This is a genomic window from Olivibacter sp. LS-1 (assembly GCF_008245145.1).
GTDB classification, from domain to species: domain Bacteria; phylum Bacteroidota; class Bacteroidia; order Sphingobacteriales; family Sphingobacteriaceae; genus Olivibacter; species Olivibacter oleidegradans.
In genome coordinates this window covers 5,962,057-5,984,680 of sequence record NZ_CP041643.1, presented here as the reverse complement: position 1 = coordinate 5,984,680, position 22,624 = coordinate 5,962,057, and the positions used below count along the sequence as shown (strand labels likewise).

Here is a 22,624-nt window from a genome sequence, read left to right as displayed (position 1 = left end):
ACTTTTATCGAAATCATGTAAAGTATCGGACAAGGTCCCTACTTACCCTTGTAATGTCAAAATCGAAGGAAATGTTAAGCAAAGAAAATATAGAAACCGCGTCGCTCCCTGTCCTGGGAGTGACCTTTGCAGCTTGCGGTGTAAGCGTAGAATCTATGATTAAATCGATATTCGGAGTGCATAATGCTGAAGTGAACTATGCTACCCAAACCGTAAAGGTTGTATTTGACTCTATTGCAGTTCAGTTAAATAAATTCAAGGAAGTATTGCAATCTATCGGTTATGACTTAATTTTGGATACGGAAAAGGGTAAAGAAGTACTAGAGGTGCAAAAAATCCATTATAAAGCATTAAAATCCAGAATTATTGCCACTTCTATTCTAACTATTCCCATTGTCATTCTCGGAATGTTCCTAACGGACATGTCTTGTGTATTGGCAACTCTTGTACTGTTTATCTTCGGGAAAAGCTTTTTTATCAATGCATACAAGCAAGCTAAGCATGGGGAAGCTAACTCGGATACAATTGACGCAGCAAAAATAACTTTGGTATCGTTTGATTTACAGCAGGTTTACAAAACCCTGTGTCTTTCGAGGCAAACGGTTAAAACGATCAGACAGAATCTTTTCTGGCCGTTCATATATAACCTAATTGGAATTCCTATTGCGGCAGGGATTCTATACCCGATCAACGGATTTCTGTTGAATCCAATTATTGCAGGTGCCGCGATGACCCTAAGTTCTGTTTCTGTTGTTAGTAACAGTATTCGTTTAAAATGACAAAAAATAGGCAAGATGGAAAATCAGCTGATACGATCAACCAATAATGAAATACAGGGATTTTGCTTTCAAAGCAGTGATGGCCGACTCCTTTATGCGACTTCTATTGGCGCAATCAAAAAAAACGCAAACTCAATTATCATGTTGTTGCACGGAGGTGGCCCGGATCATCAAAGTCTCATTCCTTTAGCAAAAGCTCTGTCTAGCAGACATTCCGTTATTTTGCCAGACTTAAGAGGATACGGAAAGTCAATTTGTTATGATAGGAACTCATATACATGGAATCGATATGTGGAGGATATCAGGGACTTAATCGATTATTTACAAGTGCCTTCAATAATCTTGGGAGGCGCTGGAATAGGAACGACGATTGCCCTCAAATCGGCAATGACTTTTCCTGAAAGGTTATGTGCATTGATTCTTATCAGTATTGAAGAAATTGAAGACGATGACGCGAAAGCGAAAGAAATTGAACTGTTGGAAGCGTTTGCCACTCGAGTCCTAAGTCATGGCCTGGAGGCTGCCTGGGAACCTATTCTTAAGAATTTGTCACCTGTGATCGGAGATATGGTGAAAGATGCCATTCCCCGTTCGGAACCGGCAAGTATTGCGGCGGCGGCGGCAATAGTATACGATCGGGCTTTTCATAGTTATAAAGAATTAAAAGATATTGCCATTCCAACATTTATAATACCCGGGGATGATGATAGACATCCTGCGGCACTAGCCAAAAATTTAGTAAAACTTTTGGTTAATGCACAGCTTTCGACGACATCACTTTCAAGCGATATTCGAACGATCAATGATTTCTCAAAGTTCTTGGCGCCGTGTATAAAACAATTTATAAATGATCTGCCGTCTGAGAAAATTTTACATAAAGACTAATACAAGTTAAACCCACATTTTCTATTATTTTTCGGTAAATATCATGGAAACATTAAAGTTCAAAACAAACATCAAATGCGGCGGCTGTATAGAGACTGTTACCCCTTTTTTGAATAACCTCTCAGAAGTTAAAAAATGGGAGGTTGACATCACTGATCCAGACAAAATACTAACCGTTCAAGGCGACGAATCGCTAGACGGTCAGAAGGTAATGTCTGCACTGGATCAAGCGGGATATAAGGCAGAAAAGGCCTAATCATAACAGGTAGAAAATTCTGCCTGTTTTTTTATTTTTTTAAAACAAAAAAAAGTCTATTATGTACTAAGATTAGGAAACCAGTCCTCGGTGAAGAATATGAGAAAAGTCGGAGCCATAAGTTTTGCAGCATTCTATCTGTTACTTACAACGGGTCTGTTTGTATGTATTCTGCATTGTAGCGGTGCCTATCTGTTTAACGACGAACTCTCAATTTCATTAGTACACGATAGCGACAGCAAAGAGCACAAATCAAAGAAGACTTGCGACAAAGGCAAAGACTGCGATTGTTGTAACGAACATGGCGAATATGTCATCAAGGAAAATATCGCAACCCATAAACAGACGATAAACGAGCCTGAATTATATTGTTTGCTTGACCAAGAAAAAAGTTTCTTATACACCTTCTACAGAACCGAGGTAAAAGTACAGGTATACTCTATGGATACCGGACCGCCCAAGGTTCGAAAGAAGCCCATTTATATACTAAACCAAACCTTCCTTATTTGATTTCAAGCTGTCTTGTAAGGCTCTTTACAAGAGATCATAACTCTATTTTTTTATTAAGCTTGGAAATTACATGTTATTACATATTAAAAACATGGTGTGCGGCCGCTGTATAATGGTTGTTCGCCAACAATTAGAAAATCTGGGATTACAGGTTTTAGAGATATCTCTCGGTACTGTCAAAATATCGCCCGATCCAACGGAAGGACAATTACATCTGATAAGCTCATCTTTGAACGTTTTAGGCTTTGAGCTATTAACTAAAGAAAAGAACCAGCTTATCGAACGTATAAAAAATGTAGTGATTGAGCTTGTGCATCATTCCGATCTTATAAGTCTAAACGAGAGTATAATGAATGTTGTCAGCAAGCGTCTAAACAAGGATCAAGCTTACTTAAGTCGCCTTTTCTCCGATTCTCAAGGCGTTACCATTGAGCGATATATTATCCAGCAGAAAGTCGAAAGAGTAAAAGAATTATTGTTATATGGAGAATTGACCCTTAATGAGATTTCCTACGAAATGGGTTATAGCAGTAATGCTCATCTTTCGAATCAATTCAAGTCCATTACAGGCTTAACGCCTAGCCAGTTCAAAGGGTTGAATAAACAAGTAAGGCTATCACTTGATAAAGTTTAAAAAATTAAAAGCACCTACCATGAAGAACGTTGTTAAACTAACACTATTGGCATCAGTTGCCTTTGCATTTTCGTCCTGTTCAAAAGACGATGACACTATTAAAATTGAGGAGCATGATAAAAACACGATGATGGGTATCATGCATGAAATGATGGATAATATGCATGCTATGCAGTTTACGAAGGATCCTGATATCGATTTTGCCATGATGATGCGTATGCATCACGAAGGGGCAATTAAGATGTCCAATCAGGAACTATCGACAGGAACTGACGGCACCATACGCAAAACGGCTGAAAATATTGTAGCCGCCCAACAGGCCGAAATTGAAGAACTGACGGCTTTCATCGAAAGTAACGAACCCTCAGTTGTCAATGAAGAATTTCAAATGAAAACGATGGAAGGTATGGAAAAATCATCCAAGAATGCTGATTTACAGATTATCAATGGTAGTACAGACGAAGATTTCGCCACATTAATGATCGTCCATCATCAAAGTGCAATCGAAAGCTCACAACTGCTTCTACAGTTGGGTAAGAGCGAACAAATGAAGATTATGGCAACGAAGATTATCGACGACCAACAAAAAGAGATCGCCGACTTACAGGACTGGTTATTGACTAACCGAAACAATTAATCATTTTTTTAACATTAAACATTTTATCTATGTCACATCAACAGTATCAAAACTGCATTGAAGCATGTAATGCTTGTGCAGTTATCTGCAACCACTGTGCTATTGCATGTTTAAATGAAGAAGATGTAAGTCATCTTAAAAGATGCATTCATCTGGACCTTGAATGTGCAGCGATTTGTCGGTCTGCGGCTGAAGTTATGAGCTTGGGAGGTAACTACAGCGAACAACTTTGTAGAATCTGCGCTGAAATTTGTAATGTATGCGGAGAGGAGTGTGAAAAACATGCCCAAATGGGGATGGAACATTGCCGCGAATGCGCGGAAGCATGTCGTAAATGTGCGCAAGCATGTGAGGAAATGGCTCACGTAGCCTAATAAATCAGCGGGGCTCTGTTCAAGGTGGAGCCTCGCTGATTTACCACAAATTATCAAGTTCGATAAACTTCATGATACAAGCTTTCTATATTTTGTGAATAGTAATTTTCTAACCAGCGCCTATCTTGTCCGTGCAAATTATCAAACGTATAAAACTCTCTGATTTTACGGATGTTTTTTATGTTTTGTCGATGTATCGTTTTTTGCTATCTCTTTTAAACATTACACATCTATCTACGCTTCCTCGGCTCGTTTGTCAACTGCGAAATTTTCAAATAGCACCGGTGAACAATGTGCTGACCAATAGCTTCGCTCATAAACAGTACATTAAAAAAATTTACTAAAAAATATCAAGGCATATTCTTTTTTGGAATGAAAAAAAGAATCTTTAACCACTCCCCAACAGGTTGTCAAATAGGCCAAAAACTTTCCCTCAACTTTGACTGAAAATATAGTCAAAAACATGAAAAAGAACACAAAAGACGAGACCATTAAAAGAACAGATTTACACAAAAATCTCAAACTAATTATCAAACCTGTAAGAAATACTCGAGCACGAATAAGGCAACTTCTTCGGTCTTTTATTCCGCTCCTTCTACCTGAAGATGTCAATGATATTTATCAGCAATTTCCCAATTAAATAAAAAGATAAGTAAGGACAATCCTAAAATATAACCGAAGTTCAGACTACATTCCAGCAGGTGAGTTATGGCCCACGCGGGTGGGCAGCAAAGATGTATTTTCGTATACGAAAATATCTTTGCCGTCCTTGAGGCCGGAGACTTTACTCGGAACTCGTAAAGTCTGAACTTTCTAAAAGGTGTGATTTATGCCAAGGAAAGAAATCAAAAATCAAGAACAGGTACTTACTAATCCGATTGTTATTAGAGTCACTTTAAATGAGTTTAATAAGCTCGAAAAAATCCGGAAAGAAAGTAATTGCAGGAGCATTGGAGAAGTGGTCAGAAAGACGCTCTTAAAACAACGGATAACTTACCTGCATAGGGATGTTTCTATGAATGGTCCTATGGAAGAGCTTGCATTGATAAGAAAAGAGATCAAAGCAATAGGTGTCAATATCAATCAGCAGACGCATCGTTTTCACACCAGTCAGAGTGAGGCTGAACGGGCTTTTTTTGCCCTTAAAACAGCCAGTACCTATAAACAGATGGAACCAAAAATAGAACGGCTATTGGATATCGTTTCAAAACTTGCTGAAAAATGGTTGCAAAGATCATGATAGGTAAAAGTATTCGGGGCATATTGCATTATAACGAGCAGAAGGTTGCGGAAGGTTCTGCCACGCTGATTATGGCCAGTGGGTTTGCAGATGACATCAAAAAGTTGAATTTCGCTCATAAACTTACGCGATTTGAACATCTAACCAATCTCAAACCAAGCGTAAAAACGAATGCACTTCATATTTCACTTAACTTCCATTCAAGTGAAAAATTGGTCGACGCTGAAATGCAACAGATCGCAGCAGCCTATATGGAAGGTATCGGGTTTGGTGACCAACCTTTTCTGGTATATCGGCATCACGATGTTTCCCATCAGCATTTCCACATCGCAACGGTAAATATAAAAAAGGATGGCAACTCTATCAACCTACATAACATAGGAAGGATAAAATCGGAACAGGCAAGAAAATTCATAGAGAAAGAATTTGGCCTGATAAAAGCGGAGAGCAAAACATATCATCCAGAGCCAGCTATAAAGGCAATTGATCCTGAGAGAATACAATATGGTCATTTGCCTACCAAAAGGGCAATCGGCAGTGTGGTTACGACGGTGATGAATAGCTATAAGTTCACGTCACTTGCAGAATTTAATGCAGTGCTCAAACAGTTCAATGTCGTGGCAGACAGGGGGAGTGAGGAAAGCGAAATGTTCAGAAAAAAAGGTCTTCTTTATTCAGTGCTGGACAGACAGGGCAATAAGGTTGGAGTTCCGATCAAAGCAAGCAGCTTTTATAGTAAACCTATCCTTAAACGGTTGGAAAGAAAGTTTGAACAGAATGTCGAGAAAAGGAAGCCGTATCGCGATGATCTAAAAGAGCGGATCGACCAGGTGCTTAACAGGTATGAAGGCATCACCAAACAGACCTTGAATACCGAATTACAGAAAAGTGAGATAGCGCTTTTTTTCCGCCAGAACGAAGAAGGATTTATATACGGCACCACGTTTATTGATCACCGGTGTAAAACCGTTTTTAATGGCAGCAGTCTTGGGAAAGCTTACAGTGCAAAAGCCCTGAAGGAAAAACTTGCCGAAAACGATAAGGTCAAGACCTATCTGGCGAAGCCAAAAAGAATAAACAGTTACCTAAAACCCCACAGTGAAGAAAAGCACCTTCAACATGCCGGAAAAACCAACTTTTCCAATCTGACTGTCTCCACTACAACCGATAAAATACTGAAAGACCTTCTGAATCCCGAGTATACCGGATATGCACCTTCTATTACTTCCAAAAAGAAAAAAAGACAGATAAAGCGAAAACAACCATGAACACAGGAGAAGATATACAGGGCTTAAGGAAAATTATAGACTTTTCCAGACTGATCAGCATATTCATATTGGCTATCCATTTTTACCTATGCTGTTATAAAGTTTTTGAACAATGGGGCTGGACAGCAGAAATTACCAATCGAATCATAAGTGTTATTGCAAAGACGGGCCTTTATTCCCACATCTTCTTGCCCAAACTTGCTGCACTGGGTTTGCTGTCGATATCCCTGTTGGGAGCAAAGGGCAAAAAGGATGAAAAGATGAAGGTAAGGGTGATCGTTTGCTATATTATTACCGGACTGTTACTTTACTTCATAAGTATACTTTGTTTTTATCTCCCTACACGAATAGCGGTCATTGCAGCACTCTATATGCTGATGACATCAATAGGTTACCTCCTGATCCTAACGGGAGGCGTATACCTCTCAAGGCTATTAAAAGAAAAGCTTAGCCATGATATCTTCAATACAGAGAATGAAACCTTTCCACAGGAAGAACGGCTATTGGAAAACGAATTTTCCGTTAACCTTCAGACAAAATATCAGCTTAAGGGGAAGATAAGGAACGGTTGGATAAACTTTATCAATCTTTTCAGAGGACTATTGGTAGCGGGAACCCCCGGTGCAGGGAAAAGTTATTTTGTCATCCGCCATATCATTGATCAGCATATAAAAAAGGGGTTCTCCGTCTTCTTATATGATTTTAAATTCGATGATCTGTCCAGGATTACCTATAATGCATTATTGAGATATCGGAAGAATTATGCCGTGAAGCCAACTTTCTGGGTGATTGATTTCGAGAAAATATATCACCGGTGCAATCCCTTGGATCCCGAAAGTATGGACGATATTACCGATGCTACGGAGGCAAGCCGTACCATTATGCTTGGCCTTAACCGCGACTGGATAAAAAAGGAAGGTGACTTCTTTGTAGAGAGTCCCATAAACTTCCTAACAGCCATTATCTGGTTTCTTCGGAAGTATGAAAATGGGAGATATTGTACCTTGCCGCATGTTATAGAGCTAATGCAGGTGGATTACGATCCGCTTTTTGCCGTATTACAACAGGAGGAGCAGATCAAGGTACTGATCAACCCATTTATATCTGCTTTTCAGAATAACGCAAAAGAGCAGCTGGAGGGGCAGATCGCCAGCGCAAAAATCGGATTGGCCAGATTATCCTCGCCCCAGTTATATTATGTTCTGAGCGGCAATGATTTTACCTTGGATGTTAATAACCCAAAAGCTCCAAAAATCGTATGCGTTGGTAACAACCCGCAGAAACTACAGGTGTTCGGCCCTATACTTTCCCTCTTCATTTCAAGAATGATAAAACTGGTCAACAGGAAAGGCCAACTTAAAAGCAGCCTTATTTTTGATGAGTTTCCAACGATCTACTTTAACAATATTGATAGCCTTATTGCCACAGCAAGGAGCAACAAAGTGGCCACGGTATTAGCCGTTCAGGATTTCAGCCAGCTAAAAAAAGATTACGGGGCCGACCAAGCAGATGTAATAACCGGAATTGTCGGGAATATTATCAGCGGACAGGTGACCGGCGATACTGCAAAAAAGTTATCGGAGACGTTTGGCAAAATTGTTCAGGATCGACAGAGTCTGAGCATAAACAGCAGTGACACATCCATCTCAAAATCTACGCAGTTGGATGCCGCCATTCCGGCAAGCAAGATAGCAACACTTTCATCAGGCGTGTTTGTTGGCGTTGTTGCCGACAACCCGGACTGTAAGATACCACAGAAAATTTTTCATGCAGAAATACAGAATGACCATGAAGTTATAAAGGCAGAAGAAGCTTCCTATAGAGATATACCACTTGTTGAAAAGGTAACAGCAGCAGATATACAGGAAACCTATCTCAGTATAAAAGATGATATACAGCAGTTGATAACAAAAGAGTTGGCAAAGATGACCGGATCACTTCCCAAAGAAAATGATACCCTTCCAAAAAATATTCCAACGCCTCCTGAACAGACTTCCCTGTCTTTATAAAGTACTTTTTTAATCGATTGTAAAATGGGTGGTTAATCCGCGCCACCCTCACCACCCATTTTATTGAAAAAATAATTTTTCCTTTATGAATAAAATTCAGGCTATGGTGGAATTACGACAAAGACTACAATCCCTAAAAACAGCTAACGAAAAGACCATCATGTTGTTAGAGGATCTCTTCTCCCCAATTTCATTTAAACGAAGCTGGGTGATTTCCTATCCTACAGGTATTTCTACTGCATATCTTTATTATATCACAGGTGGTCTGGTAAGAAGTGTGGTTTCTAAATCCAGTGGAGACTACTGCTTATGGATAATCGACAAAGGTTTTATAGTGCCGGGTAATGGCTTTCTATCCGGAACAAAAAAAGAGGAACTTATTCAGGTTTTAAATGATACAGAAGGATACGCCCTTAACCTTTTACGCGCAGATGCCATTGCACGCAACAACATCAATATGTACAGAATGCTGCTGGAAATTTATGAAGAGGCCGTAGTGGAAGGTGCCGGAAGAGAGATCATGCTGCGAATTAAAAATGCAACAGACCGATATAATTACTTTCTTATGGAATATCCTGATCTTGCCAGAAAATTGACCATTGAACAACAGGCCCAATACCTACAAATTGACAGGAGATATCTGTACAAGATTATCAAATAAAATCACTACTGTAAAATCGTAGGTTTTCTCTACATCAAGCCAAAAATAAGCAGATTTTCACACCGACGATTTTTATGGGGTGAAACCATTTTATTCCACACAACATTTCTTTCAAAACTGCTCTAGTTTAACATAAAGGCTGCTTAAGCATGTTTAATGACCTAAAAATTTATCGCTTTTGTGACAAGAATCTGTGTCTTTTACGACAAGACCATGTCTCATATCCGACAAAAGTTTTCGAAAACTGATACAAAGATTTATTTCTCACTTTCAGAACTTTATCATATTAGATCACAACTTTTAAGATACTAAGATGGATGCCTCGTATATCGACATAAAAAGAAAAAAGGAAAGGAAGAGTTGGCAAGATATAACATTGGAAGTAGTTGCTATTCTTCTCATTGCTCTTTTTGGTTTAACTGCATTTGACAAGGCAATTCGCTTTGAGAGGTTTTACAGCGAATTGGGTAAGTCCCCATTTCTTATGAATTATGCTTTCATAATTGCAATAGGGACACCATTGGTTGAGTTGGCAGTGGCCGTTGCATTAAGTATAGATAAAACAAGATTAAAAGGCTTGTACGCATCGGTTTTTCTTATGAGCTTATTTACCGCTTATATATACATGCTAGTTAATTACAGTTATTTTACGTCTTGCTTGTGCTCGGCAGCCGTTGAATCACTCACTTGGGAAGAGCATCTGATATTCAATATCATATTTTTAATTCTAGCCATAACCGGAGTCGCACTTCAGGAAACCAACCAACAAAAACAAATAGGATTATGAAAAAATTTTTGAACACCTTATTTCCTCATCCACCGCCATGATGAACAACTGTACGACGGTCTCTTCTACCATGAAAAGCGAATTAACAGATAAACTTGAATAACAAAAAAAATGAAAAAAATAATTTTAAGAATAACACTGGCCGCAGGGTTGGTCGGTGTTGCAAACTGGGTAATGAATGATGATAACAAAGTAAATGCTGCTGAAGTTTCAGTAACTCCGATGACTAAAGTTCAGGAAGTGTACAGAATAACAGATGAAAGCCATCCAAACTTTGGACTTGAAGGAGATTTGGCTACAGTCCAAGCACTATGTCCGTCTTCGGGACAAGAATGCGCTCAAGAAGTCGGAAATCCAAACAATATCGAGGAATGGAACGGAGGAGCAACTAAGTTCTAATTAGTCAGCCATGACAATTGTTCTTAAAATCGTTGCTGCAATCTTGCTTGGTCTCAGCCTTGTTTTCCTACTCTGGGAAAACACCGATTTTCCAAATAAGCGCAGCAACGGTTTTTTTAGAAAATTTTTAGATATAGAGTTACAGGACCCAAAAAGGATAAACTTCGGCAGTCCTTTAAGAGAAATAATATATTTTGATGATTCGAAGATACTTTTTTCAACTGATTCACCGGGCATCATAAAAGTCCTGCATCTTAGTGCTCTCAGGACAGAGACATTACAATGGAACTTATCTGATTCTCTTAAGGCAATAATAGGTAGTACATTCTCTTATTCAATGAGCGGAAATTGCGATGATGTCACCCTTTTTGCAAAAAAACTTGCATCTATTTTCGAGCTTGAACCACTATCCCAAAAAAGAATAACAGATAACCCTTTTTCATATGCGCTAAGAATTTCCCGACACTCCTTCGTGATCAGGCAGTATTCTCGTAATACCAAGGATATGAGATTTAGGTATATCAATACAAATGATCCGATTTCGCAATGGGAGCATGATATTACTTTCAAAAGCAATAATAGCGGACTAAGTACAGATGGTCAGCTGCACTATGCCGAGGCATTTGGCCTCTGTATCTATATGCACTATTATAACAACAACATTGTAATTTTTGACACTACTCTGCATAGAAAAAAAACACTGAACACTATTGATACAATCAAGTATAATCCCGATATGGATCGTCGAAAACCATTGCTGGTAACGAACAAAAAAAGCTGTATCTATAAAAATTTAATTTTTGTCTGTTCCAACTTGAAAGCAGACAATGAAGAGAGACAGAAATATTTGAAAAATGTGCCAGTTGATATTTACGATTTCATGAATGAAAAATATAAAGGGAGCTTTTATCTCCCTTTACATAATAACAAGATTTTCAAAAGCTTAGCTTATAATAAAGGCGTTATAGCGGCGCTGTATTATGATAATATCGTACTAATCTCCAGAATACGGGGATTAAATCGCCTAACTAGTCACTAACGATTAATAAGTCGACTTCCCGATATTCCCGAACCATTGTCAATCCTTTGTCCTCAAGCGTGTTTTTTAGTATTTCGCTATCCAAAGGACTATTGTTAACGAGTCCATTTTTTGGATCTCGCAGCTTAGAGTTTTTGAAATTTACTACAAGATCTATGGGATATTTCAGGCCAGTTTCATTTATGAATGGATCAGCGTTTACAAAACGGGTCAGTAAAAAGAAAATGTCGTCTATTGGCTTATTTACAATGCCGATCTCCGTATTTGTAAGTATTAATCTGGAGCTATCGCCGTCTGAAGGTTTTATCGGTTGTTTATTATTCCGGCGGATAACCCACACTGGTACCTTTCGTTTTTCAACCTTTCCCTTAATCGGGAAATAACGATTTAAATCTTCCATCGCAACACGGAAAATACTAGAATCTGCTGTTCCATAAGGTACATGGAGTTTGTAGATATATGTGTTATCATTATCGTATTCTTGACGATTGTTGTAATGTAAGTATGGAAATCGGCTCGGAAAGAAAGGTAATGGACGTAAATCTCTATTTGCATATCTCTTAAAATTTGCAGAATCGTTCACCTGTACCAAAACCCTTTTCACATTCAGCGGAGCTAATTGACCAAGTTTGAAATAGGAATAAACTTTATAAAACAAATTTATCGGAGTAAATTCCAAGCTTATGGATTTTATGTATTCGTTATTCCGATAGTGTTTTACACTGCCCCTACCATTTCCTCCCAACTGTAGGCTAGATAACCATATTTCAGGCTCGTCCGATTTTATGGAATCGATATTAGCTTGAAAATCATTCTTGGAAGCTACATTGATTTTATCGGTGTATAGAGCTAAGCGAATGTTTTTTTCCGTGATTTCCGATTCATATGTAATGGCTTTAATGATACCCGAGGAGTCAATAATTACTTCATGCGGTATTACCTGATGTGGGAACAATTTTCTCAGTATGGTATCCCGAACCAAAAATGGTATGGAAAAGTCAATCTCTTTTGTAATTTCTGATCGTCTCAGTAAGCCTTCTACCCGATTTTCGTCTTCATGTGTAACGATTAAGAACTGCACTTCATCTCTAAAAATATGTTGAAGTTTTTGAAATTTAGGAAGGGCATTGATACAGGGTTGACAGTAGCTTGCCCAAAAGTCTATCACTATAAGTTTTCTTTTAATGTCCGAAAATTTGATCGGTTCAGTTCTATCCTTTGGCGTGCCTAGTAGCAACTCGCTGGGTATAGTGTCATTTACCTTTAGTTCCTTAATATCCATGGATTGGGCATAGGCACCGTTCATGCTAAATAATATGATAGTAAATACACTCAAATAAAATCTGATTTTCATTTTAATAGCCATTATTTTGTTCAAGATTTGGATTTAGCTCCAACTGAGCTAAGGGAATCGGCCATAGCTTTATGGAAGTATCATTAAGCCTCTTTTCAACAAGCCATTCATTCGCCCATTCCGTAAATAATTCATGACGTACCTCCGTAGTGAGAATATCAATAAGATGTGTCTTCGAAATTTCATTAACGACAGGGGGCAGATCGGCACGATCTCTTATTTTATTGATATCCTGCAGCGCTTCTTCAAAATTCCCAAGATTCACAGCCGCCTCCGACCGGATCAGATATATTTCGGCCAATCTGAATATCACTTGATATTCTGTCAGATTTCCTCCTGACTGTACTTTGTATTTATAAGGAAATGCGAAAGACCTTTCTTCGACGGTTTTATTTCCAATCCATTCCTTAAATCTCTTGTCTTCAGGTAAAAATGACCGTATGTATTGGTCACTTAAGCAGAAATTAGGAATCGTGTTATTTGTTAAAGAAGGCGTTAAAATTCGACCGATGTTGGTGTTGTAAAAAGGAAATGATGGCTTTAGTTGCCAAATCGTTTCTTTACTTTCCTTTGCGAACACATTGCGCAAATCTTGTTCCAGCTCGTATTCTCCCTGGTCAATAACTAAAGATGCGAAGTCAAAAGCTTTCTGCCAATTTCCAACGGATAGATACACTTTAGATAACAGAGCGCAAGCAGAGAAATAATCGGGCCTGATTTTCTCACCCTCGCCTCGGATATCCGCAAGCAATTCGATAGCATCTGTTAAATCTGCTAAAATCTGTTCATGTATTGCTGCAGGTATAGCACGAGCTTCTCCTGCATTATTTTCATATGCATTTTCCGTAATTAATGGAACACCACCGTATAGACTTACAAAATAGAAGTAGCAGAATGCCCTAATGAACTTAGCTTCTCCCAATAATTGATTTTTCAACGATAACTCCAAAGAAGAAGCCTGGAGTTTTTGTATTGCCAAATTGACCTGATAAATCGTTTGGTATGTAGCGGTCCACATACTACCTACGATTGAGTTATTGATCTGGATCGCCTTATTTCCAAAATCGAGATAGCTCTGTTCAGATTTTGTATATTCTAAAATACCGCTGTACATAGACGCTGCGATCTGTATATCTGCGTTTAATGGGTGCGTTATAGTAGATAACTCACTGTATATACCGGAAAATGCGGCGTTTGCCGAAGTTTTATCATTAAAGACATTCTCGGAAAATAACTGATTGGGTGGCATATCGACCTCAACAAATTTTTTGCAGGATGCCAGATAAATCAAGATCATAAATAAGTATATGCTTTTCATTATTTTTAGTTTATTGATGCCTAAAAGGTAATTTGTGTTCCCAGAGTAACGGTCCGTAATGGTGGTAATACCGTCATATTAGTTACTTCGGGATCATTGCCTTTATAGCCTGTAATGGTTAGGAGGTTTTGTCCCTGTAGATAAAACCTTACTAGTTTCATTTTTACTCTATTGGTCACCGATGCGGGAAGTGAATAGCTTAAGGATATATTCTTTAGCCGTAAAAAAGATGCGTCCGCAAATGCCCCTTCTGAAATCAGGAAGTTTGTCCTCGCTGTTGTCGCGGGTGCAACGGTGCCGAACCTTTGTACATCGGTAATATCGCCGGGATTTTGCCATCGCGATTCAAACAGTTTTGGCATGTTGGCTCCCTGAATACCGGCTGTTGCCGGTAAACTGGAGAGATAATTTCTTGCATTCTTTTTCACAAACTGAATAAATACATCCAATTGAAATCGACCGTATTGCCATTGATTATTTAGTCCGCCGTAAAATTTTGTGCTTAAATCCTTGACGACTGATCTGCCGGCGTTTAAATCCACACTCCAAAGGCCGGTCATTGGATCTACACCCAAGTATGGATAAACCTTCATAATGTTCAACGATTCACCTATGGAATATTGGCTTGCATAACTAGATTTTTCAAGATTTGGAAAATCTAACAGCTTATTACCCGCAATGGTTATGTTGAATGCTGTGTTCCATTTTATTGCCGTGTTCGCAAGGTTTATGGTGTTCAACTCTATTTCCCATCCCCTATTTTCCACTAACGCCGGTAAATTTCTTGTAACTCCGGTAAAGCCTGTTTGTGTTGGAAGGGAATATTGCAAAAGTTGATTACCGCTTCTGTTTCTGAACCATCCTGCTGAAAACAAAATTTTGTTATCGAAAAAACCCAAATCGGCAGAAAATTCAAGTTTGCGATTGCTCTCCCAACCGTAATCTGGATTGTATAGGCGTTGTGGCTTTAACCCGCTAACACCATCGTAAGGATAGGCAACTCCTCCATACGTGTCCAAAAATTGATAATCACCGATTTTATCGTTACCGGTAGTGCCAAAGCTTGCACGCACTTTTCCAAAGCTCATTTTTGGCAATTTGTTTTTTATAAAATGCTCATCAGAGAATATCCATGCGATTCCGAGCGCTCCAAAGTTTGCAAATTGTTTCCCTGGTCCAAATCGCGACGATCCATCCCTTCTGCCTGTCAGGTTAATTAAATAACGATTTTTAAATTGGTAGTTTATTCTTCCGAAGACTGCCTGATATTTATATAAGCTGTATTGTTCACTTGCGGTAATTGATGCCGCTCCAGTGGTAGTATATAGAAGTTCTTCACTGCTGTAATCAGTTGCATTGATTCTCGTTCCTTTAAGAGATTCCTGTTGCCACGTACCTCCGAACAAAATGTCAAAGGCATGATCGCTGAAAGTCTTCCGATATGAAAGTTGGGGCTCTAAAATCCAGCTGCTAAATGCTGAATTTGAAAAACGGGATTCGCCGCTTGTTCTTGTAGAATTATTCCCAAATGCAGCTAAAGGAGTAACCTCTATTTGATCATTATCTGTTTTTGTATATCCATTATTTAATCGTAAGGTTACGCTTTTAAAAAGTGAGTATGATAAGTTGATGTTTGTAATAAGATTGGTTTGTAATTGATTATAATGATGTAAGGTCATCGAAAAAGGAGAGTTTCCATAAAGCATGGTACCATCATCTTCAAAAGGCTTTAAATTAGGAGTAGAATATATCCCGGAAGTCAGATCGAATGGTAGAATATTATTGTTGTCGTTGGAATAACCGACACTCATAACTGCCAGGAACTTTTTGTCATTTGTACTGTGATTAAGGTTTAACTGACCACTATAGCGCCTATTTAGTTCTTCGCCAGGATATACGTTTCCCTCCGATCGAAATCCTCCCGAGAGCCTAAAATTCGTTTCGCCGGTTCCACCGGATAACGTAATTTGACCATTGGTGACATTTGAGCTACTTCCGATCAAGAGATCCGTCCAATCTGTAAATGTATTTTGATCGTATTGCAGAAGATCAGGTGCATTTGTAACCGTAGGTGTAATGTTGTCGTTTTTCAATGCTTCCCTCCGCATATTCAGATATTCTTCGGTATTCATTAAAGGAACAATATTTGCGACCTTATTAAATCCGTTATATACATTAACATCAACTTCGGTTTTTCCGACGCTTCCTTTCTTTGTGGTAATTAAAATAACACCGTTAGCTCCTCGTGAACCGTAAATAGCAGTTGCATCCGCATCTTTTAACACTTCTATACTTTCTATATCGTTCGGATTTAAGTTATTGAATGGACTGCTTGAACCTCCCGTAACCGTTATCTGGCCTATACTATTACTCAACCAAGGTACCCCGTCTACAATATATAATGGCTCGTTGCCGTTGTCGATGGAACTTCTTCCACGGATAAGAACATTAAAATTTGATCCCGTACGTCCGCTCTGTTGTGTTATCTCTACTCCCGGAATTCTCCCCTGTAACGCAGCTATAGGATTGGCAACCGGTTGCCTTGAAATTTCTGCTGCGGTTATACGCCCAACACTACCGGTGTTGAAGCGTTTGGTAGTTTGTCCATAAGCAATTACGACGGTTTCATCTAGGGTATTTTGCTGTGGATCAAGTTTTACGGTATAGTACTGGCTGGTAGAAATATCGTACTGAATTTCCTTGGTTTGATAACCCAAATAGGTGGCCGTAAATGTTCCCTTGTTCTTTTTGGTTATGACAGTGAAATTCCCTTTCTGATCAGTCTTTATAGAGGTGATTTCGGTACGTACGGTGGCTCCTTCAAGCGGTTCGCCATTAACCGCTGACAATACATTACCCTTCAGCGTTATTTGCTGCAAAGCCACGCCGGTGGCAGCCTCCGTGGAGGAGGACTGCCGGGCGTGTGCCAAACAAACACAGAACAAAATCTTTAAGGTTATAAGGTATATGGTGTAAGGTTTAAGGTATGAGCTATAAGGATTAAGGCCGCGCAAGGCCACTTTGGCCAAATTGGGCTTCATGTCTAGCTTAGGGAAACATCTGTTAATAATCCCTAGAGTGCCATTTGCAATAATTTTATGTCGTTCGTCCCTGCACACGGTCGTTCGTCCCAAAAAATGGGGACGGACAGTAGCGTGGAGATAGGTGATATTTCTTTTATTAGTACTTTTTTTCTTGAACAGGGATTTAGCTGATAGCCGATTGCCGAAAGCCGATAGCTCGCCTTTTGGGCACAGCAAAGCCCTTATGAGCGTTAAATTCATTTTCTGTGATTACGGTTTGGTTAAAAATTAGGTTGAACTTCTTTTTGGAAAGAAGGGGAAAGGGGCTAAACAGGAGATTTAATGAGATTCTTGTATAGGTCCTTTTTAGTGCTTTTTTCCGCAGCACATTGAATCGTTAGATTGAAATTCGAGTTATTGACAGTGATTTCTTCATCAGTTAGTATTACTATCGGACGAAATTTAAAGGATTGATATGAAAAAAGCTTAGATAGACGGTAACCCTTTAGAACCTTTTCTAAAATGGTTTGGATTGATTTTGGTGTCTTTTTCTTTTTCATAATCTATTGTTAGGAACAGCAAAGAAAAAACAAATGTGATGAAAATTAGAGAAAATCGCTTCTAGTAATTGATGTTGTAGTTCAGAAAGATGAATTTGTACGGAAGTTTATTTAGAAGTATTTGTTCTTCTGTGGAAGTTTTACTATATTTACGATCGTAAAAATTTATAAAATGAAAATAGGGAAAAACATCATTGAGATCCGAAGAGCTCACAAGTATACTGAAGAGTTTATGGCCGACGAATTGAAAATTAGTGTTGATGAATACAAATCAATTGAAAATGATGATGTTGACATAACTTTAAGTATGTTGGACGCAATTTGTAGTGTTTTGTCTTTAACTCCTGTAGAATTACTTCAGCTTAACGAACCGACCAACGGAATAAAAAATTATTTTTTTAATCATAGTGATAATTCGGGAACAAATATTAAGATTCAGGGAATTGATCAAAAAGAAGTAAGGAAAGCATACAAAGAGTTGTATAGTGAAGAGCTAAAAAGGATACCCAAGCTTGAAAAGTTGTTGCGCGAAAACAATATACCAATAGATTTTTGAACCTTTTAACATGAAAGTTGGCGATAATATAAGAGAAATTAGAGAGACCGAAAAAAACTTTAAAAGGAGCTATATGGCCGATAGGTTAAATATCTCCGAAAGGGCATATGGGAACATTGAGAATAATGTTACAGATATCAGTTTAACTAGACTGGAAGAGATTGCTTCAATATTTGAATGTAGTCCAGAATATATCCTGAACTATAAGCAATCGAAGAAAGAATTCTATAATTATTTTCACAACAAAAGCGGCAATAAGGGGACTAATATTATGCATCAAGGCGGAACAAATGTAGAGTCCGAAAACAATAAGAAAATCCTTAAATTACAAGAGGAATTGCTAGAAAGCGAACGGAAACGAATCTCTTTACTTGAAGCACTATTGAAAAACAATAATATAGAATTTTAAATATTTAAGATATGAAGATTGGAGAGAATATTAAAGAAATCCGAGAAAAGGAAAAAGGCTTGCACAAAGAGGATGTAGCAAAGGCTCTCGGTATAACAGTTAAAGCGTATAGTAATATAGAAAATAATGTTGCAGACGTTACAGTGTCAAGACTTTACGAGCTATCGGAGATTTTCGGAGTAGCCCCAGAATATATACTCAACTATCAAGAAAAGGCCACTTATACAAACCACTTTAACAATTATGATGGTAATCAGGGAGTGAACATAATGTACCAAGGTTGCTCTTCTGACCAGATCAAGAATTTAGAGGAACAGGTCGATAAAAGTAAACGGGATGCAAATCGTCTACAAGCACGCGTGCAAACGAGGAATAATTGAAACAATAAAGAAAGATTAACGCGATGCTTGTTAAAGCATCGCGTTAATCTTTCTTTTTCCACCACTTATGCGTAAATTTGTTATATGGAACGAATAGTAATAGAGTTGACGAATCAAAAAGCTTATCGCTTATTGAAAGAGCTTGAAGAGTTAAATCTGATAAAGATGATGAAAAGCCCCGTCAAGTTATCTTCGTTAAGGAAGAAAATTCAAACTCCTATGAGCGAAAATAAAATAGATACACAATTGGAGAAATTGCGTAACGAATGGCGAAGAGATACCTAATTGATACATCAGCCGTAATTAAGTACCTCAACGGTACATTTCCAGATGCTTCATTGGAAATGATCGATGAGATAATAGATGGAGAATGTGTAATATCCTTTATTACAGAAATTGAATTGTTAGTATGGTCTCCTGAAAATCCCTCAGACATTGAAACGTTCCACCAATTTGTTAACAGCTCTACAATATTGGGAGTTGATGAGCGTATTGTTGCAGAAACGATAAGAATTAGGAAGGCTTATAAGTTGAAGTTGCCTGATGCCCTTATTGCCGCTACAGCTATTGTTAACGGGCTCACCTTAATTGCTGACAATGACAAAGATTTTCTTAAAGTCCCTTTGCTGGAATATATCAATCCAAAGAAAATAGATTATTAAGTGTTAAAATCAATCAAGTATGGTTGTTTTTGACCTGTTTAAGCAGAATACATAGGTCTGTCACAATATTTTCGTGAACTAATTGTCGGATCAGCAATACGACAATTGAGTTGGACGCACTTTATTGCTTTGATATCATTGAAAAGCGGGCTTCAACGGGAATTCTATTTGAAATCAAATTCATTTAAGATTTAAATCTTAAATGAATATTTTTACGGCGTGAAGTTCGTATCCTTATTTCTGGCCATTATTGTAGTCGTGCTTTCCGTCGCACCTTGCTGTGCTTTGGAAGGGGCTGATTCATGTGCACATGAAACAACGCAAAAGGAAAAACACGTATGCGACGGGCAATCAGATGATTCCTGCAAAGATTGCTCTCCGTTCTACTTATGCGGAACTTGCATCGGATTCACATTTACCACACAGCAGGCAGTTACCTTCGCCATACCGATCAAACCTGTAAAGCATAATACGGCTTACATTACGGCCGGACTGCCTCTTATTGCCCTTTCCATCTGGCAGCCGCCTAAGCTTTATTAAGTCCACATTTTACACACTGTCCGAGATGGACTTATTTATCGAAATCAGTATTACAAAATCAAATCATGAAAAGAACAATTGTGCTTCTGGCCATGCTGTTTTTTACAGCCATGGTCTATGCCCAAAACACATACAAAGCGATCATCAAAGACGCAAAAACAAATCAACCCCTGCCGGGAGCAACCGTAAAAGTTCTGGGGACAACACTTGGATCAACATCTGACAATACCGGTTCGGTAACGCTTACCGGAATAACTTCTGGCCGGCAGGTGATACAATATAACTATGTAGGTTTTCGGACTAAAACCGATACCTTAACCTTTCCGCTTGCCGAAACTGCAGCAGCTACCGTTTTACTAGAAGCAACCGAAGAGGATGAAGAGCTGGAAGAAGTGGTGGTTTCCGCTACGCGGAGCAGCCGTACCATCGACAATATACCTACTCGTGTGGAGGTCATCTCTGGCGAAGAACTGGACGAAAAGGGCAATATGAAACCGGGCGACATTCGTATGCTGCTGGCCGAAAGCACCGGCATACAAACGCAGCAAACATCCGCTACGAGTGGTAACTCGGCCATACGTATTCAGGGACTTGACGGAAAATATACCCAGATTATCCGTGATGGTTTTCCGCTGTACTCCGGCTTCTCAGGCGGCTTGGGCCTGTTACAGATCGCTCCGCTGGACTTACAACAGGTTGAGGTGATCAAAGGATCGTCTTCAACCCTTTATGGTGGTGGAGCTATTGCCGGGCTTGTGAACCTGGTTTCCAAAAAGCCTACCGAAGAACGTCAGCTCAATTTTCTGCTGAACGGAACTTCGGCACTGGGCTTAGATGCCAGCGGTTTTTACGCGCAAAAATTTGATAAAATTGGTATTACCGTTTACGGTGCCTATAATAAAGGAACGGCCTACGATCCTTCCGATATTGGCTTAACGGCTATTCCTAAGTTTGATCGCTTTACTTTAAACCCTAAACTATACTTTTATTTCAATGCAGCGACCACCCTGTCTGCCGGGATTAACGCCACCGCTGAAAAACGGATCGGGGGTGACCTGGAATACGTTAAAGGAAATGGCAGCGCAAACCACGCTTATTTTGAAGAAAACAAAACCGGGCGTTATAGTACGCAGATCGAAATGAATCACAAAATAGATGAAAACCAGAAGCTGACATTGCGCAATTCAGTAAGCTATTATGACCGTAGTATCGGTCTGCCAAACTATCTTTTTTCCGGTGTACAGGCGTCTACTTATAGTGAAGCTAATTATAGCCGGAATGGAGAAAAAGCGGACTGGGTATTGGGTATCAATTTCCTGACGGACAACTTCAAGGAAGACCGGAAGAGCGCCACAGTCTTAAGAAACTATAATTACAATACCATTGGTGCCTTTGCCCAGAACACCTGGAATCTGTCTGAAAAATTGAGTATTGAATCGGGCATTCGCGGGGATTATCACAATGCGTATGGCTTCTTTCTTTTACCGAAGATTTCCGGTTTGTGGAAGATCAGCGAACATTTTTCAACCCGCTTGGGCGGTGGACTGGGTTATAAAGCACCTACTGTATTCACAGAAGATGCCGAGCGTATTCAGTTCAGGAATGTATTGCCTATTGATGTAGCTAACACAAAAGCGGAGCGTTCTTACGGAGCTAATTATGATGTTAATTACCGTACCTCACTTTTTGATGGTAACGTAGGGTTCAGTATCAACCACATGTTTTTTTATACCCGCATCAACGATCCGATCCTGTTAGCTGCTGCAACCGGCGGTAACCTGGCCTATGTGCAAGCCAAGGGCAGCCTGGATACCAAAGGAATGGAGACGAACGCCAAGATTACCTATGCTGACTTTAAGCTGTTCATCGGCTATACCATGGCCGATGTGAATCAGCACACCCAAAGTACCAGCAACCCCTATCCGCTTGTTTCGAGGCACCGTTTGAACAATGTGCTGATGTACGAAATAGAAGATCAGTGGAAGATTGGCCTGGAAGCCTATTACTTCAGCAAACAAAAGCTCAATGATGGCGCTACGGGCAAAGGCTACTGGACCACCGGGTTCATGGCAGAAAAACTATGGGAACGCTTTTCAATCTTCATAAACTTGGAGAATTTCAGCGATACCCGACAGACCAAATTTGACACCATTTATACGGGAAGTATCACCAATCCTGTATTCAGGGATATTTATGCTCCTGTTGATGGCTTTGTTATAAACGGAGGCGTGAAACTCAGGCTCTAGTTCAATTTTAGAAACCCTGTATCTGTTTCAGATATACTTTGCCATTTTTTATTGAAGCAGATGTAAGTGTGAACATGAAAGGACGTGTAAGGCCCGAG

24 protein-coding genes and 2 pseudogenes are annotated in these 22,624 nt (G+C 39.2%); 23 read left to right on the top strand and 3 right to left on the bottom strand.

The window, feature by feature from the left end; translation table 11 throughout:
* Nucleotides 1-53: 53 nt before the first annotated feature.
* From FKG96_RS27320 to FKG96_RS25015, 16 genes and pseudogenes are all read left to right on the top strand, one after another.
* Nucleotides 54-275 (top strand): annotated as a pseudogene (locus FKG96_RS27320) (cation transporter); the annotation flags it as partial.
* A gap of 252 nt (nt 276-527) precedes the next feature.
* A pseudogene (locus FKG96_RS27315) lies at nt 528-779 on the top strand (heavy metal translocating P-type ATPase); the annotation flags it as partial.
* Nucleotides 780-794: 15 nt separating this feature from the next.
* Nucleotides 795-1,664 (top strand): alpha/beta fold hydrolase, encoded by an 870-nt coding sequence (locus FKG96_RS25075; RefSeq protein ID WP_130858305.1) that lies wholly within the window; start codon nt 795-797, stop codon nt 1,662-1,664.
* A gap of 43 nt (nt 1,665-1,707) precedes the next feature.
* Nucleotides 1,708-1,920, top strand: coding sequence for a heavy-metal-associated domain-containing protein (locus FKG96_RS25070; protein WP_130858304.1), 213 nt, complete (start codon nt 1,708-1,710; stop codon nt 1,918-1,920).
* A gap of 99 nt (nt 1,921-2,019) precedes the next feature.
* Complete coding sequence (locus tag FKG96_RS25065; RefSeq protein ID WP_130858303.1) at nt 2,020-2,430, top strand: hypothetical protein; 411 nt, start codon at nt 2,020-2,022, stop codon at nt 2,428-2,430.
* Between the two features lie 70 nt (nt 2,431-2,500).
* Complete coding sequence (locus tag FKG96_RS25060; RefSeq protein ID WP_130858302.1) at nt 2,501-3,064, top strand: helix-turn-helix domain-containing protein; 564 nt, start codon at nt 2,501-2,503, stop codon at nt 3,062-3,064.
* 19 nt (nt 3,065-3,083) lie between these two features.
* Complete coding sequence (locus FKG96_RS25055) at nt 3,084-3,701, top strand: DUF305 domain-containing protein (protein WP_130858301.1); 618 nt, start codon at nt 3,084-3,086, stop codon at nt 3,699-3,701.
* Nucleotides 3,702-3,730: 29 nt separating this feature from the next.
* Nucleotides 3,731-4,075: a four-helix bundle copper-binding protein gene (locus FKG96_RS27310; RefSeq protein ID WP_130858300.1), complete on the top strand. Its 345-nt coding sequence runs from the start codon at nt 3,731-3,733 to the stop codon at nt 4,073-4,075.
* 463 nt (nt 4,076-4,538) lie between these two features.
* Nucleotides 4,539-4,715 (top strand): hypothetical protein, encoded by a 177-nt coding sequence (locus FKG96_RS26880; RefSeq protein WP_165447080.1) that lies wholly within the window; start codon nt 4,539-4,541, stop codon nt 4,713-4,715.
* A 189-nt stretch (nt 4,716-4,904) separates the two neighbouring features.
* Entirely contained in the window at nt 4,905-5,315 is a 411-nt protein-coding gene (locus FKG96_RS25045; protein WP_130858299.1) for a mobilization protein, read from the top strand.
* Entirely contained in the window at nt 5,297-6,583 is a 1,287-nt protein-coding gene (locus FKG96_RS25040; RefSeq protein ID WP_242627397.1) for a relaxase/mobilization nuclease domain-containing protein, read from the top strand. Before FKG96_RS25045 ends, FKG96_RS25040 begins: the two co-directional genes overlap by 19 nt.
* Entirely contained in the window at nt 6,580-8,592 is a 2,013-nt protein-coding gene (mobC, locus tag FKG96_RS25035; protein ID WP_130858298.1) for a conjugal transfer protein MobC, read from the top strand. The genes FKG96_RS25040 and mobC overlap by 4 nt, the downstream gene beginning before the upstream one ends.
* Nucleotides 8,593-8,677: 85 nt before the next feature.
* On the top strand, nt 8,678-9,253 hold the full coding sequence (locus FKG96_RS25030; protein ID WP_130858297.1) for a Crp/Fnr family transcriptional regulator: 576 nt from the start codon (nt 8,678-8,680) through the stop codon (nt 9,251-9,253).
* Between the two features lie 313 nt (nt 9,254-9,566).
* Entirely contained in the window at nt 9,567-10,040 is a 474-nt protein-coding gene (locus FKG96_RS25025) for a MauE/DoxX family redox-associated membrane protein (protein ID WP_130858296.1), read from the top strand.
* 111 nt (nt 10,041-10,151) lie between these two features.
* Nucleotides 10,152-10,439 carry a hypothetical protein gene (locus tag FKG96_RS25020; RefSeq protein ID WP_130858295.1) on the top strand — a complete coding sequence of 96 codons (288 nt, stop codon included), beginning with the start codon at nt 10,152-10,154 and terminating at the stop codon, nt 10,437-10,439.
* Between the two features lie 10 nt (nt 10,440-10,449).
* A complete protein-coding gene (locus FKG96_RS25015) occupies nt 10,450-11,478 on the top strand; it encodes a hypothetical protein (RefSeq protein WP_130858294.1) in 1,029 nt (342 codons plus the stop codon).
* Here the strand turns inward: FKG96_RS25015 and FKG96_RS25010 are convergent.
* From FKG96_RS25010 to FKG96_RS25000, 3 genes are read right to left on the bottom strand one after another with little or no spacing between them, the layout of a single operon-like run.
* A complete protein-coding gene (locus tag FKG96_RS25010) occupies nt 11,468-12,832 on the bottom strand; it encodes a TlpA disulfide reductase family protein (protein ID WP_165447079.1) in 1,365 nt (454 codons plus the stop codon). The two genes, FKG96_RS25015 and FKG96_RS25010, sit on opposite strands and share 11 nt — an antisense overlap.
* 1 nt (nt 12,833) lies before the next feature.
* Nucleotides 12,834-14,150, bottom strand: a complete 1,317-nt coding sequence (locus tag FKG96_RS25005; protein WP_130858292.1) for a RagB/SusD family nutrient uptake outer membrane protein — start codon at nt 14,148-14,150, stop codon at nt 12,834-12,836.
* Between the two features lie 20 nt (nt 14,151-14,170).
* Nucleotides 14,171-17,434: a SusC/RagA family TonB-linked outer membrane protein gene (locus FKG96_RS25000; RefSeq protein WP_130858291.1), complete on the bottom strand. Its 3,264-nt coding sequence runs from the start codon at nt 17,432-17,434 to the stop codon at nt 14,171-14,173.
* Nucleotides 17,435-17,905: 471 nt separating this feature from the next.
* On the opposite strand from FKG96_RS25000, the gene FKG96_RS24995 reads away from it, so the two are divergent.
* From FKG96_RS24995 to FKG96_RS24960, 7 genes are all read left to right on the top strand, one after another.
* Nucleotides 17,906-18,289 (top strand): helix-turn-helix domain-containing protein, encoded by a 384-nt coding sequence (locus FKG96_RS24995; protein ID WP_130858290.1) that lies wholly within the window; start codon nt 17,906-17,908, stop codon nt 18,287-18,289.
* A 10-nt stretch (nt 18,290-18,299) separates the two neighbouring features.
* Nucleotides 18,300-18,698 (top strand): helix-turn-helix domain-containing protein, encoded by a 399-nt coding sequence (locus tag FKG96_RS24990; RefSeq protein WP_130858289.1) that lies wholly within the window; start codon nt 18,300-18,302, stop codon nt 18,696-18,698.
* A gap of 11 nt (nt 18,699-18,709) precedes the next feature.
* Complete coding sequence (locus FKG96_RS24985; RefSeq protein ID WP_130858288.1) at nt 18,710-19,078, top strand: helix-turn-helix domain-containing protein; 369 nt, start codon at nt 18,710-18,712, stop codon at nt 19,076-19,078.
* 84 nt (nt 19,079-19,162) lie between these two features.
* The gene (locus FKG96_RS24980) at nt 19,163-19,363 is read left to right on the top strand and encodes a hypothetical protein (RefSeq protein ID WP_130858287.1); all 201 of its coding nucleotides are present in this window, start codon (nt 19,163-19,165) and stop codon (nt 19,361-19,363) included.
* The gene (locus FKG96_RS24975) at nt 19,345-19,740 is read left to right on the top strand and encodes a type II toxin-antitoxin system VapC family toxin (protein ID WP_130858286.1); all 396 of its coding nucleotides are present in this window, start codon (nt 19,345-19,347) and stop codon (nt 19,738-19,740) included. The genes FKG96_RS24980 and FKG96_RS24975 overlap by 19 nt, the downstream gene beginning before the upstream one ends.
* Before the next feature lie 219 nt (nt 19,741-19,959).
* Complete coding sequence (locus FKG96_RS24965) at nt 19,960-20,280, top strand: DUF6660 family protein (protein ID WP_130858285.1); 321 nt, start codon at nt 19,960-19,962, stop codon at nt 20,278-20,280.
* Between the two features lie 65 nt (nt 20,281-20,345).
* The gene (locus FKG96_RS24960) at nt 20,346-22,526 is read left to right on the top strand and encodes a TonB-dependent receptor domain-containing protein (protein ID WP_130858284.1); all 2,181 of its coding nucleotides are present in this window, start codon (nt 20,346-20,348) and stop codon (nt 22,524-22,526) included.
* Nucleotides 22,527-22,624: the final 98 nt, after the last annotated feature.